At 62.7% G+C, this 14,095-nt stretch carries 12 protein-coding genes; 1 reads left to right on the forward strand and 11 read right to left on the reverse strand.

Going from position 1 to position 14,095, the window contains the following annotated elements; translation table 11 throughout:
• Positions 1-27: 27 nt before the first annotated feature.
• The 6 genes from arfA to UP06_RS37355 all read right to left on the reverse strand — a co-directional run bounded on the left by arfA (position 28) and on the right by UP06_RS37355 (position 7,315).
• Positions 28-1,572, reverse strand: coding sequence for an arabinosylfuranosidase ArfA (gene arfA, locus UP06_RS37330; protein WP_045008614.1), 1,545 nt, complete (start codon positions 1,570-1,572; stop codon positions 28-30).
• Positions 1,569-2,432 carry an ABC transporter ATP-binding protein gene (locus UP06_RS37335; RefSeq protein WP_045008615.1) on the reverse strand — a complete coding sequence of 288 codons (864 nt, stop codon included), beginning with the start codon at positions 2,430-2,432 and terminating at the stop codon, positions 1,569-1,571. The genes arfA and UP06_RS37335 overlap by 4 nt, the downstream gene beginning before the upstream one ends.
• The gene (locus UP06_RS37340; RefSeq protein WP_045008616.1) at positions 2,429-3,460 is read right to left on the reverse strand and encodes an ABC transporter ATP-binding protein; all 1,032 of its coding nucleotides are present in this window, start codon (positions 3,458-3,460) and stop codon (positions 2,429-2,431) included. The genes UP06_RS37335 and UP06_RS37340 overlap by 4 nt, the downstream gene beginning before the upstream one ends.
• On the reverse strand, positions 3,460-4,323 hold the full coding sequence (locus tag UP06_RS37345; protein WP_045008617.1) for an ABC transporter permease: 864 nt from the start codon (positions 4,321-4,323) through the stop codon (positions 3,460-3,462). Before UP06_RS37345 ends, UP06_RS37340 begins: the two co-directional genes overlap by 1 nt.
• A complete protein-coding gene (locus UP06_RS37350; RefSeq protein WP_045008618.1) occupies positions 4,323-5,327 on the reverse strand; it encodes an ABC transporter permease in 1,005 nt (334 codons plus the stop codon). Before UP06_RS37350 ends, UP06_RS37345 begins: the two co-directional genes overlap by 1 nt.
• A gap of 86 nt (positions 5,328-5,413) precedes the next feature.
• Positions 5,414-7,315: an ABC transporter substrate-binding protein gene (locus UP06_RS37355; RefSeq protein WP_050032607.1), complete on the reverse strand. Its 1,902-nt coding sequence runs from the start codon at positions 7,313-7,315 to the stop codon at positions 5,414-5,416.
• A 507-nt stretch (positions 7,316-7,822) separates the two neighbouring features.
• Here UP06_RS37355 and UP06_RS37365 point away from each other — a divergent pair.
• Positions 7,823-9,223, forward strand: coding sequence for a tannase/feruloyl esterase family alpha/beta hydrolase (locus UP06_RS37365; protein WP_045008620.1), 1,401 nt, complete (start codon positions 7,823-7,825; stop codon positions 9,221-9,223).
• A gap of 213 nt (positions 9,224-9,436) precedes the next feature.
• Here the strand turns inward: UP06_RS37365 and UP06_RS37370 are convergent, their stop codons facing one another.
• The 5 genes from UP06_RS37370 to UP06_RS37390 form a co-directional block, all read right to left on the reverse strand.
• On the reverse strand, positions 9,437-10,141 hold the full coding sequence (locus tag UP06_RS37370; protein WP_045008621.1) for an ABC transporter ATP-binding protein: 705 nt from the start codon (positions 10,139-10,141) through the stop codon (positions 9,437-9,439).
• Entirely contained in the window at positions 10,134-10,910 is a 777-nt protein-coding gene (locus UP06_RS37375) for an ABC transporter ATP-binding protein (protein ID WP_045008622.1), read from the reverse strand. Before UP06_RS37375 ends, UP06_RS37370 begins: the two co-directional genes overlap by 8 nt.
• Positions 10,910-11,851 carry a branched-chain amino acid ABC transporter permease gene (locus UP06_RS37380; protein ID WP_045008623.1) on the reverse strand — a complete coding sequence of 314 codons (942 nt, stop codon included), beginning with the start codon at positions 11,849-11,851 and terminating at the stop codon, positions 10,910-10,912. The genes UP06_RS37375 and UP06_RS37380 overlap by 1 nt, the downstream gene beginning before the upstream one ends.
• A gap of 3 nt (positions 11,852-11,854) precedes the next feature.
• The gene (locus UP06_RS37385) at positions 11,855-12,727 is read right to left on the reverse strand and encodes a branched-chain amino acid ABC transporter permease (RefSeq protein ID WP_045008624.1); all 873 of its coding nucleotides are present in this window, start codon (positions 12,725-12,727) and stop codon (positions 11,855-11,857) included.
• 92 nt (positions 12,728-12,819) lie between these two features.
• Complete coding sequence (locus tag UP06_RS37390; protein WP_045008625.1) at positions 12,820-14,001, reverse strand: ABC transporter substrate-binding protein; 1,182 nt, start codon at positions 13,999-14,001, stop codon at positions 12,820-12,822.
• Positions 14,002-14,095: the final 94 nt, after the last annotated feature.

Raw genomic sequence — 14,095 nt, forward strand, 5'->3', positions numbered from 1 at the left:
ATCGACCGGCAAATCCTGCCTGTAATTTTACTGGGCCGACAAGTGGACTACATTCCATGACGCCGGCTTCAGCGTCGCTCGCATTCGCGTGCCGTCGATGGCGACGCCCTGCAACGGCTCCGGCTTCACCCGCCCCGCCGCGTCCCTGGTGTTGGTCGCCTGGAGATCGTCGTGACACAATTCGAGCGCCTCACTCACGATGAGTCGGCCAAAGCTCCGGGCCTCAAGGCTCACCTCCATCTCCTGCTTCAGATCGCGATTGAGCATGAAGAGCGAAAGACCGCCCGCTTCCCCCGCGACCGCCGCGATCTTGAGATAGGCCACGTTCGACACCGGAAAGGTGAATTCCTGGATGCCGCGCGGATCGAAATATGACGAATCGTAGGTGTCCGACTCGACCTGGGTGCGCAGAACCTTGCCACGTCCGAGGCGACTCATATGCGCAAACGGAAAGAAAATGGTCTGGCGCCATGCGCTGCCACCGGTCTCGGTCATGATCGGTGCGATCGCGTTGACGAGCTGCGCAAGACAGGCCGTTCTCACCCGATCGGCGTGATTGAGCAGCGAAATGCAGGCGCCACCGAAGGCGAGCGCGTCCTCCATGGTGTAGATTTCTTCCAGGATCGACGGCGCCACCGGCCAGCCCTCCTTGACCCGATCGGCTCGGTTGCGGCGGGTCCGATACCAGACATTCCATTCATCGAAGCTCAGCATCATGCGCTTGCTGGAGCGCCGCTTGGCCGCCACCGCGTCCGCCAGCGCGACAACCTCGTCGATGAAGTTGTCCATCAGGTCGGAGCTGGCGAGGAAGGATGCAGCGTCCTGCTTGTAATTGTTGAGATAGGTATGAAGCGAGATGTACTCGGCATGATCGAACGTGTGCTCGATCACGGCGTCTTCCCACTGGCCGAATGTCGGCATGTTTCGCCCAGACGAGCCGCACGCCGCAAGCTCTATGGTCGGATCCACCCACCGCATCATCTTGGCCGCTTCGCGCGCGATCGTGCCGTAGGCGTCGGCGCTCTTGTGCTCCATCTGCCATGGACCGTCCATTTCGTTGCCCAGACACCAGAACCTGACATTGTGCGGCTTCTCCCATCCGTGAGCGCGGCGCAGATCCGACCACGCCGACCCGCCCGGATGGTTGCAGTATTCGACCAGATTGCGGGCGGCATCCCCGCCCCTGGTGCCGAGATTGACCGCCATCATCGGCTCGACCTCGGCGGCCTTGCACCAGTCGATGAACTCATTGGTGCCGAATTTATTGGGCTCGGTGCTAAACCACGCGAGGTCGAGACGCGCCGGACGCCTGTCCACCGGGCCGACGCCGTCCTCCCAATTATATCCAGAAACGAAATTGCCGCCGGGATACCTGATGATGGTCGGGCCGAGCTCCCTGACCAACGCCAGCACATCGCCGCGAAAGCCGCTTTTGTCCGCAGTTGGATGACCGGGCTCGTAGATGCCGCCATAGACGCAGCGCCCAAGGTGCTCGACGAAGGCGCCGAACAAACGCGGGTCCGTGTGCCCGATGGCAAAATCGCGATCCATCAGAACATTTGCTTTTCTCATGTTCGCCTCTCGGATGGCCTGGGGCTGGTGAGATAGGTTATGTCGGCAGGAAGGGCCGCCGCAATTTCAGGCAATAACGCAGCTTCGCGCAACTGACGCGAATAGGGATGCTGTGGTGCCATCAACACCGTTCTCGCGTCGCCGCTTTCGACGACGCTGCCCTGCCGCATGATCATGATGCGGTCGCTGATGTAATAGGCGGTCGCCAGATCATGGGTGACACAGATGATGGAGATGCCGAGATCGTCACGCAGCGTCTTGAACAGGTTGACGATGGATATGCGCAGTGACGCATCGACCATCGACACCGGCTCGTCAGCCACGATCAGCTTCGGATTGGCCAGCAGCGCGCGGGCGATCGCTACCCGCTGAAGCTGCCCGCCGGAAAGCTCGTGTGGGTATCGACCGCGCACCTCCCTCAGCGACAGTCCAACCTTGTGCAGCGCCTCGTCGACGGCCATCTCGGGCGGGATCTGCCGGCCCGCCGCGATGAAACGGCGCTGCGTCATGAACAAATAGCGCTCGATCCGCTTCAGCGGGTTGAAAGACTCGAACGGATTCTGGAAGACCGGCTGCACCTTGTGCATGAAGGCACGGCGATGGGCACCGGTGCGGATGGTCGCAAGGTCGACGCCATCGAACAACAGTTTGCCGCTGGTGGGCGCCTCGATATTCAGGATCATCCGCGAGAGCGTGGTCTTGCCGCTGCCGGATTCGCCAATGATGGCAAAGATCTCGGGCCGCCCTGCGTCGAGTTGGAAGCTCACGTCCTTGACCGCCGCAATTCGCTGGCCTGACAAGAGTCCTCCCCGGGTGAAGGTCTTGCTGACCTGGCACACATCGAGCAGCAGCTCGCTCATGCCTCCTCGCTCCGGTTGACGGCAAAGCAGGCGACGCGGTGCCCGGGCGCAGTCTCCAGCATTGCGGGGACCTCGCACTTGCAGATCTCCATCGCGAGCGGGCATCGCGGGTGGAAGCGGCACCCCGGAGGCGGATCGGCGAGATTTGGCGGTGCGCCGACAAGTCCCTCGCGGGAGACGTCATCGCCGATCCGAGGCAGGCTGGTAATGAGATGCCGCGTGTAAGGATGCAGCGGGTTGCGGAATATCTCCACCTTCGCGGCCTCCTCGATCAGGCGGCCGGCATACATGATGCCAAGGCGATCACTCACATGCGCGTGCACGCCCAGATCATGGGTCACCAACAGCACCGACGAGCCGATCTCGCGCCTGATACTGCTGATCATACCAAGCACCTCCTTCTGCACCACGACGTCGAGCGCGGTCGTGGGCTCGTCGGCAAGGATAACATCAGGACGGCAGATGGTGGCGAGCGCGATGGTGGCGCGTTGACGCATGCCGCCAGACAGCTCGTGCGGGTAGGCCGCCAGCACCGAAGCGTCGAGCTTGAGGCGCGCCAGATGGGCGACCACCTCCCGCTCGAATTGCCGGCGGCTGCCGCCAATATGCGGATAGGCGAAGTCAACGAAGGCTGATCGGAGCCGACGCACCGGGTTCAGCACATTCATCGAGCCCTGCATAATATAGGATAAATGCCGCCATCGAATCCGCGCCACCTCAGCCGGTGGCGCGCGGTGCAAGCCGCCGTAGCCGGCCAGGAATGCGAAATCCACCTGGCCGCCGACCACCTCTAACGGCGGCCTGACTGCCCCGACGATTGCCTTGAGCAGCGTGGTCTTGCCGGAGCTGGATTCACCGGCTAGCCCATAGATCTCGCCGCGGCGAACCGCGAAGCTGATGCCGTCGACCGCCTTGACGACGCGCTTGATGCCGAATCGATCGGTCCGGAAATGAGCCTTCAGGTCGCGGACCCACAGGACCGGCTGCGCCTCTTCGGGCGGCTCTGCTTGCGTCGCCTCCGCCAGCATCAAGATACCTCTCCGAAGCTGCGGAGACGGCTGCGCGGATCGATATAGTCGTTCATCGATACCGCCAGCAGGAACAGCCCGATGAAGGTCATGATCACAGCGATGGTCGGAAAGGCGATCCACCACCAGACTCCCGCTACCATCGCGGTGTGCTGGTTGGCCCAGTAGATCATGCCGCCGATCGTCGGCGTGTTGATGTCGGTGAAGCCGAGCACTGCCAGTGTCACCTCCAACCCGATCGACCATACCATGTTGTTCATCGTCGTCGAGAAGACGATCGGCATCACATAGGGCAAGTGCTCCTGAACCAGGATCTCGCGCGTGCTCATGCCGGAGAACAGGCTGCTCTGCGTGAATTCGCGCGCCTTCAGACTCATGGCCACCGCGCGGATCAGCCGCGCGTCATAGGCCCAGCCGAGGCAGGCCATGATCAGCGCCAACAGCAGCCAGGACATGCGATCGCGCATCACGAAATAGAACAGCACCAGGATCGGCAGCAGAGGGATGACGATGAAGGTGTCATTCACCGACATCAGCACCCGATCGATCCAGCCTCCCTTGTAGCCGCTGACCAGCCCGACCACGAGCGCCAGCAGACGGCTGATCAATGCCACGGTGCAGCCAAACAGCAGGGTATTGCGGATAGCAAAGGTCAACTGCCAGAACACGTCCTGGCCGCGCGACGTGGTGCCGAACCAGTAGGTCAGCGACGGCGGCACATCCGGCGGCACCACATAGACATCCTGCGGCGGATAAGGCGAGAAGCTCGCCAGCACCGACAACAGCAGCACGACGGAGATCAGGGCGGCACCGATCCGGAATTCGGCGTTGTAGCGCAGCAGGTCGCGCAGGATTGCAGCCATCAGCTGACCTTTATCCTGGGATCGAGCAGTGGATACAGGAGATCGATCACGAGCACGCCGATCGAGACGCCGAGGATAGAGACAGTGGTCACACCGAGCACGAGCCCATAGTCCCCCGCATAGACGGCGTCGACCAGCAGCGAGCCGACACCGGGATAGCCAAACACCTTTTCGGTGATCACCGCACCGTTGAAGATGCCGCCGAGCGAGATGGCGAGCCCGGTCAGCTGCGGCGGCAGCGCATTGCGCATCACATACGATGACAACACACGCCAGGGCCGGACGCCCGCCAGTTCGGCATAGACGACATAATCTTCGGTCACGACATTGGACACCAGCGCGCGCATACCAAGGAACCAGCTGCCCACGCCGATCAGGATCAGCGAGAGCGCGGGCAGGATGGCGTGCTGCAAAACGCTGATGACGAAATCAAACGTCAAGGTCTGCGGCAGGTTCATCGCGGATCCGCCGCTGATCGGAAGTACCGGCCAGATGAAGCCGAACACGATCAGCAGCACGAGCGCGAGGATGTAGTAAGGGATCGGGTGCAGCCCCATGGCGATCACGCCCATCAGCTTCAGCCCGCGGCTGTTCCGGTAATAGCCGGCAAGTCCGCCAAGCAGGCTTCCGAGTCCCCAGGCGACGATGGTCGAGACCACGAGCAGCCCGGCGGTCCAGGGCAGCGCACGGCCGATCAAGGTGGAGACGGGCGTTGGGAACGCCGACATCGAGGGACCGAAATCGACGCCCAGGATCCTCTTCCAGAACACCAGATATTGCGCGACGGGCGAGCCGCCCAGTCCGTAGAGCTCGCGCAGCGAGGTGCGCATCTGCTCAATCGCCTCCGGAGCCGTGTTGCCATAGGAGGTGACCGCCGAGATCGACTGCTCGACGGGATCGATCGGCGAGGCATGGGTTATGACATAAGCGAGGTTGATGCCGATGAAAACCACGAGCACGAACTGCGCAAGCCGCCGGCCCACATAGGCGAGATATCCGATCATCGGCGCTCCCAGGACGCCGGACCGCAGCGTTCGGACAGACACGACCGGCCGTCCGAGAGATGCCATCGCCGCTTCCTCATCACGTCCTAGCCGGCCGGCTTGAGCTTGACGAGCATATAGCGCGAATTGCCCCAGTTCGGCACCGGATTGGCGTAAGGATTTTCCGACGTCGGAAATCCCGTCCAGTAAGTCTGGTCCATCGCGGTGAAGACATTGTAAGCCATCAGCGGGATAGTCGGCATCTCTTTCACTGCGAGCTTGATGTAGTCCTTGCCGAGCTCGATCGATTTCGGATCGTCGAAGCCCACCGTGCGGATGCTCTCGATGATCTTGTCCAGCGCGGGGCTCGACCAGCGCTGCCAGTTGCGCAGCGGCTGGGATTTGCCGGGCTCGGCGACGAACTGCGAGTGCCAGCTGTCGAGAAAGTAGGACAAGTCCGGGTGGCCGCCCCAGGTCTCGACGCTCCAGCCGATGAACGTATCGAAATCGCCGGCCGCCCGTCGCGTCGGCAGCGTTCCTTGGGCGACATCGATCCTTGCGTCGATGCCCGCCTGCTTCCAGAGCTGCACGATCATGGTGCCGGCGCGCGTCATCACCGGGCGCAGGTCGCCTTCGACCATGACACGGACGATGAAGGGTTTGCCGTCCGGCGTGGTCCAGGCGCCGCCGCGCTTGGCGAAACCGGCCTTCTCCAAAAGCTCCTGCGCGGCCTGCGGATCGACCTTCCACCAACCCATGCCGAAGGCACGGGCGATTTCCGCGGGATCGGACGGGATCTGCTCGCCCATTGAAGGCCGCAGCATCTCGGCGATCTGCTTGCCTATCATTGGATCGTACGGCTTGATCTTGCGCTTGCCGGTGTCGATCTCAAAACCCTTGAGCCATTCTTCCATCGGCTGATGATAGGTTGCCGGATGGGCGCCAGTCGGCGGCACGCCGATGGCCGTTATGGTGGCGGCGCCGCGATAGGCCGCCATCGACACCGCCTTGATGTCGATCAAGAGCGCCAACGCCCAGCGCACGTCAGGATTCCTGAACAGCTCGTTCTGGGTGTTGAAGATCACCGCCGGGAGCGTCGGATCGGGATGGCCATAGGGAAAACCCTTGAACCAGGCCCGCGTTACCTTGCTTTGCTTGGCGAGAGCAAACATGCCCTCGGGCGCGATGTCATGGATCACATCGAGTTCGTGGTTGAGCTGCGCAATGACCCGCTTGTCCGGTGGGCCGGGATCGATGTAGGCGAGATATTTCGGCCCCGGCTTGCCGTACCGCCCGAGCGTGGTGCGCTGCCAGTCGTCGCGCAATTGCCAGATGTACCATTTGCCATCGGGATCGTAGCTGTTGAGCACATAGGCGCCGAGCGAAACCGGCTTGTTGAAATCGAACCTGGTCGGGTCTGCCTCCTTCTCGAAAACATGCTTGGGCAGGATCCACACCGCTCCCCATCGCACCGTGAAGTTGGCGTGGAAGCGTGAGTTTGGCTTCTTGAGCTTGAACACCACCGTATAAGGATCCGGCGCATCGACGGTCGCCACGTTGCTGGCCAGCACCGCGCTGAAACGCATCACAGGATTCTTGATCTGCGTCGTGACCGTTGAGACGACATCATCGGCGGTGAACTCGATTCCGTCACTCCAATAGATCCCCTTGCGGAGCTTCGCCGTCATCTCGGTGAAATCGGCATTGTATTGCGGCTTGTCGGCGGCCAGCGAATTGTCCCAGACGCCGTCGAGGCCGCTCTCGGGATCAATGTACCAGAGCGTATCGAGGGCGACCTGCTGCAATCCGTTCGACTGCGATCCGGCATTGATGGCCCAGATATTGAACCATCCGGCGTTCTTGACGGTCCCTTCGGGGTTTTCCAGGATCAGCAATTCCTTCCTGGGGATGTTCTGCGGAATGCCCTGCGCATGGCCCGAAGTCGCCAACAGGAACGGCAACGGCAGGAGAACGCACGCAACCAGCAGAAGTGCACGAATGCAGCGCATCGTCTTCCTCCCGGTGCAGTTTGTCTCGACACGGTTGCGAAGAATGCTAGAGGCGTCAAAAACCAGGGACAATAGAAATTTTGGTCGAGAACGAAGAGCGGCTGCCCCTGCCCGGATCGCACGTGCTCATAGGTGTCCGGTTTGCGCCAGGCCTACCTGGCCCCGCGAGGTCTCGTCTCGAATTGCGCGGACGCTTCATGGGTCCGCCCTGGCATTTCCCGCGAAATTTGCTCCGCCCCGCAAAAGCTCTTGCATTGACCGACCGGACGGTCAATCTTAGCCACACAATAGGTCTCCCTATCGGGGAGCCAAATTTCAACAGGGAGGGTACCAATGAGCAGACGCGGCTCGCGCTCGAACTCATCTCGTTTGGCATCGGCTGGAGTTGCATTCGCGGGATCATTGCTGGCTGCCAGCGCCTCAGCCGCTGGCCAGGCGCCTACCACAACCCCATGCGCCGCTCTCGCGTCGCTATCGATCCCAAACACGACGATCACCAGCGCTTCCATGGTTCCCGCCAATGGCGCGACGCCGGCCTATTGCAACGTGCTCGCCACCGTTGCGCCTCAGACCGACATCCAGGTGCGGATGCCGGCGAATTGGAAGGGGCGGTATCTCCATCTCGGCGGCGGCGGTTTCGACGGTACGATCGCGACAAATGCACCCGCGGCCTACAACGTGAACCTGCTCGCCCAGGGTTACACCATCGGCGCTTCCAATGGCGGGCACCGGGCGGCGCAGTATCCCGGCCCCACCTTCGCCGGCGACCAACAACTCGTCCTCGGATACGCCTACACCGCGATCGGCGACACCGACACGGTCGCCCGTGCGCTGATCCATGCCTATTACGGCAAGCCCGCACATTATCGGTATTTCGATGGCTGCTCGAACGGCGGCAAGAATGCATCCGTCGCCGCCGAGCGATTCGGCAAGGACTATGATGGCGTGATCGGCGGTGACGGCGTTTGGGGCCATGCCTATGAGCGCGGCGGCGGCGGCGACATGGCCGGCCTGACAGCCGTGTGGGCCCGCGTCGTCAACGTCACGAGCACCGTCAATCCGGCAACTTTCCCGGCGAAGCTGACAGCGCTCTACAACGCGCAAATCGCAAAGTGCGATGCGCTCGACGGAATTGCCGACGGCATCATCTCCAACCCCGGCAAATGCCATTTCGACCCGGCAGCGCTGGCGTGCGCCAAGGGCGCCGACACGCCGTCATGCCTGACGGCAGCCGAGGTGACGGCGGTCAAGACACTCCAGAGCGATCTGCTGCTCAATCATGAGGTGGTCGGAGCACCCTACGGCCTCGGTAACCTCGTGAGCGGGCTGAGTGCGGTGGCCGGTGGCGGGCAAGGGCTCGGTCAGGGCTTCCTGGCCATGGCTTACAACAACCCGGCATTTCCCATTTCGAGCTTCGATCTCCAGAGGGACTTCTCATACATCACGAACCGGTTCGACATGATCGACGACATGACGGGTTCGCTGCGCGGCATTGCCAAATATGTCGGCGAAGGCGGCAAGCTGATCGTCTGGACCGGCGGCGAGGACCCGCTGGTACCGGCCGCCGGTTCGGTGCGGTTCGTCGAGCGCCTTCGGGAGGCCGTTGACGATCGCGGCAGGGAGAATGTCCGCCTGTACACCCTGCCCGGCGTCACCCATTGCGGTGGAGGCCCCGGTGCCGACACCATCGATCTGCTGACGCCGATCGCCAATTGGGTGGAAAATGCCGACCGGCCGAAGCAGTTGATCGCCTCGAAACTCAATGCCGCTGGCGCAGTGACCTTTACGCGCCCGCTCTGCCCGTTCCCGCAATGGCCGAAATACACGGGAGGCAACGGTAACAGTGCATCGAGCTTCACTTGCGCCAGACCTGACAACGACGACAGGCGCGTGGGGTGGGATCGCTAGGTCCAATCGGACCGAAGCGGCGTTGAAGCTGCATCGATCAAAAAAAGCCCGCTGCCCAAAGGCAGCGGGTACGGTCACGACATCGCGACCCAGTTGAGGGGAGGAAACGCCCCACGTACGGCGGAAGCGAGGCTCCCGCCACCGTCCGACGCCGCGAAAGGCCCCGGACGATTCCACGACATCCCGACGTGCGCAAAGCCGGCGAATGATGTCTTACTCAAATCCCAAATACGCGTTCTTGACTTTCGGATCGGACAGCAGCGCCGACGCCTTGTCGGAAAAGGCGATGCGGCCGGTCTCGATCACATAACCACGATCGGATATCTCCAAGGCCGCCGCCGCGTTCTGCTCGACCAGCAGCACCGTGACGCCATCGGCGCGTAGCGCTGCGATCGCGGCAAGGATCTGATCGACCAGCAGTGGCGAAAGCCCGAGCGAAGGCTCGTCCAGCAGGAGAAGTTTTGGCTTGCCCATCAGCGCGCGCCCGATCGCGAGCATCTGCTGCTGTCCGCCGGACAGTCCGCCCGCGAGCAGATGCCGCTTCTCGTGCAGGACCGGAAACATCGCGTAGACTCGCTGACGATCGGTCTCGATCTCCTTGTCGCGGCGGACGTAGCCGCCCAGACTGAGATTGTCCTCGACGCTCAACGGGCCGAACACGTGCCGGCCTTCCGGCGATTGCACCATGCCGCGCCTGACGCGGGCGTGCGCGGGCAGCCGCTCGATCCGTTCGCCGAGAAATTTGATGGAGCCGCCCGTGATCGGTTGCACCCCGGACAGCGCTCGCATCAACGTCGTCTTGCCGGCGCCGTTGGATCCGATCAGGGCCACGACTTCGCCAGCCTGAACCTCGAGGTTGACGCCCTTGAGCACTTCGATGCGTCCGTAGGCGCTGTGCAGATTTTCGATCTCAAGCACCCTGCACCTCCTTCGCGCCGCGGTTGCCAAGATAGGCTTGATGGACCACCGGGTTCGCGCGCACTTCGGCCGGCGTTCCTTCGGCGAGGAACCTGCCGCGGTCCAGCACGAGAATGCGATGCGAGATTTTCATGACGAGCTTCATGTCGTGCTCGACCAGGACGACCGCGATGCCCTTGTCGGCGACGCGGCAGATCAGCCGGTCGATGTCCTCGGTCTCGACCGCGTTGCACCCGGCAGCCGGCTCGTCGAGCAGCAACACGCGGGGACCTGTGGCCAGCGCGCGCGCGATCTCGAGCCGCTTGCATCCGCCGTATGAAAGGTCGCCGGCGAGCACATCCGCCTTGTCGCGAAGACCGACCTCGTCCAGCAATTGCAGCGCGGCCTCCCGCGTCTCTCGATTCTGTCGCCCGACGGAAGGCAGCCGCAACAGGTCGGCAAAGAGATTGCGGCGCTCCTTGAGGTGGCGGCCGACCATGACGTTCTGCACCACGGTCATGCGCTGGAAGATCTGGAGGTTCTGGAAGGTGCGCGACAGGCCGCGCGCCGCGAGCGCGTCCGGACCGAGGCTCGTAACGTCCTCTCCGCCCAGCTCGACGCTGCCGTGACTGGCGACATAGACGCCGGATATCACGTTGAACAGCGTCGTCTTGCCCGCCCCGTTCGGGCCGATCACCGTCAGGATCTGGCCCGCGCTGGCGGAGAAGCTGACGTCGTCGATGGCCTTCAGCGCCCCGAACGATATCCCGATGTTCTTGACCGCCAGCATCACCGCGCGCTCGCGATGAGCTTCGACGCCATCGGAACGATGCCGTCACGCATGAAGACCATCGCAACGATGATGATGAATCCCAGCATCAGATTCTCGTATTCCTGAAACACAGTCAGCGCCTGCGGCAACACGACGAGGACCGCCGCGCCGACGATGCTGCCGACGATGGAGCCCAAGCCCCCGAGCACCACCATCGTCACCAGCTCGACCGAATGCTGGAAGCCGGCCAGATCGGGATTGACGAAGCCGTTCATCATGGCGAGCAGCGAGCCGGCGATCGAGGCGTAGACGGCGGCGATGACGAAGGCCCGCAGCTTGAGTCCGGCGACGTCGATGCCGACGACACGCGCCGCGACCTCGCTGTCGTGCAGCGCCAGAAGGGCCCGCCCCGTCGGCGTGTCGTCGAGATTGAGCGCGATCCACGCGCCCAGCAGCAGGAACGCGCCGGACAGCCAGTACCAGGCGTATGCAGTTCCGATGCGCCACCCGAACACGGTCAGCTTCGCAACCGGCATGCCGTCCGGCCCGCCGGTCCAGCGGCTTTCCGTCGTGATGACGAGCGCGACCAGCACGCCGAAACCCAGCGTCGCGATCGCGAGATAATGTCCCTTCAGGCGAAGGATCGGCCTCCCGACGAGATAGGCCAGCAGCCCCGAGACACAAGCGCCGATCACGAGCGACGCCCACGACGGCAGGCCGAGATGGGCAGGCCCGATCGCCGTCGAATAGGCGCCGATGCCGAAGAAGGCGGCGTGACCGAGACTGACCTGGCCGGCCTTGCCCATCAGAACGTTCAATCCGATGGACGCGAACGCGGACACCCAGACCAGCGAAGCGACCCGGAGGTAGTAGCTCGACGGAAAAGTGAATGGGAGGATGGCGATGACGACAGCGAGCGCCGCCACGATAGCGTAGCGATTGTTGAGCAACGCGGTCATCGCCTAGACCCGATCCACGGTGCGCCGGCCGAGCAGTCCCTGCGGCATGGCGAAAAGGATCACAAGGATCATCACGAATGCGAATCCGTCCTTGTAGGTCGAACTGACATAGCCGGCACCCAGGGTCTCCAGCAGACCAAGGAGCAGGCCGCCGACGACGGCACCGAGCGGATTTCCCATTCCGCCCAGCATGGCCGCGGCAAACCCTTTCAGCGCCATCATGGTCCCGACGTCGTAGCTCGTCAGCGTGATCGGCGTGACGAGGATGCCCGCGATCGCGCCGATCGCAGCCGATCCGCCGAAAGCCAGGGCCATGATCGTGGCCGTGTTGATGCCCACCAGGCGCGCAGCGAGGTGGCTGGCGGAGGTCGCCAGCACCGCCTTCCCGACCAGAGTTTTCTCGAGGAAGACGTACAGGATCAGGACGGCCGTCGCCGTCCCGCCCAGCACCCAAAAGCTCTGCGACTGAATCGAGGCGCCGAGCACATCGATTGGAGCATCGCCGGAGAACGCCGGCAGCCTGTGGAATTGCTTGTCGAACGCAATCTGCGCGGCCCCCTTCAGGAGGATCGAAGCACCGATCGTGATGATGATGATCGAGACCGCCGACGCGCCTCGCGCCGGGGCGATCGCGAGCCAATAGAGCAACAGCCCGACCGCGACGGCGACGGATACTGCAATCAACGCAGCCACCGGCAACGGAATGCCGGCGGCCGAGGCGAACACCGTCACCATCCCGCCGAGCATCACGAATTCGCCCTGCGCGAAGTTCACGACGTCGGAGGCGTTGTAGATCAGCGTGAAGCCGAGCGCGACCAGCGCATAGACGGCGCCGACCGTAAGTCCCGAAAAGAAGAGCTGGAGGAATTCAGACATGCTCGCGTAACGGCCTCTCTCTGCCGGTGTGGCGCCGCGAGAATTCACGGCGCCATCGGAGGCACTTCAGATACTGTTGGAGTCGCCTCGGTTCAGCTTCCGGGCTGGATCAGCGTCCAATCCCCGCCCTTGATCTCCAGCATCCGGAACGCCGAAAGATCGAGACCGAGATGGTCGGTCGGAGACATCGTCACGATTCCTCCCGTGCCCACGAAGCCCTTGGTTTTTTCGATCTCGTCGCGCACCTTGCCGGAATCGGCCGAATTCGCGCGCTTCATGGCGTCGACCAGGATGAAGAGCCCGTCATAGGCATGACCGCCGAACGTCGAGACCGGCTGCTTGGCCGATGCCTCGTAGGTCTGCTTGTAGTCCACCACGATCTTCTTTTGCGGATCGGTATCAGGCAACTTGTCGCCGACCAGAAGCGCGGCGGCCGGAAGCCGGACGCCGTCGGCAGCAGATCCTGCGAGTTCGATGAAGCTCTTCGAGGCAACGCCATGGCTCTCGTAGAGCGGCGTTGCCGACATTCCTAGCTGCGCATAGTTGCGGGTGACGATCGCCGGGCCCTGTCCGAAGCCGGGATTGACCACCGCTTGAATCCCGGCAGTGTTCTTGATCTTGGTCAACTGTGCCGTCATGTCGGTATCGCGCGGGCCGTAGGTCTCATCGGCGACGACCTGGATGCCATAATTTCCGGCGACCTTGAGACACTGCGCCCTCATCGAGGTCCCGAAGCCATCGGTACCGGAGATCATCGCGATCTTGGTGAAGGTGCGGAGCTTGAGGTTCTCAAAGATCTTCTCGCACGCCATCTTGTCCGTATGCGGCGTCTTGAAGACATACTGGCGCACGGGATCGACGACCTCGATGGCACCCGCGAGTGAAATGAACGGCACCTTGGCTTCCTCGAATACGGGGATCATCGCCATCGTCGTGCCGGTGGTCGAGCCCCCCACCATCGCGGAGACCTTGTCGTCTTCGACCAGACGCGTGGCGAAGGTGCGTGCCTTGTTGGCGTCGCCGCCGTCGTCATACACGACGAGCTCGATCTTCTTGCCAGCGACGCCGCCCACGGCGTTGATCTTGTCGACGTACAATTTCAGGGTCTTTTCCTCGGGATCCCCCAGGAACGACGCGGGCCCCGTGACCGAAAGCACCGATCCGATCTTGATCGTCTCCGCGGCGTAGGCCGGGCCGCAAATAGCGAGTCCCAAAATGGAGAAGCCCAGCAGGCAGCGGGCCGCGCGTCGATTGAACTGATTCAGATCCGGCATTTTCGTCGATCCCTCCCGTGTCGGGAACCCTTCGGTTCCGCTGATATTGTTGTCCGGACAATTACTATTGACCGACCGGTTGGTCAATAGTAAT

Source organism: Bradyrhizobium sp. LTSP857, from assembly GCF_000938285.1.
Classification (GTDB): Bacteria; Pseudomonadota; Alphaproteobacteria; order Rhizobiales; family Xanthobacteraceae; genus Bradyrhizobium.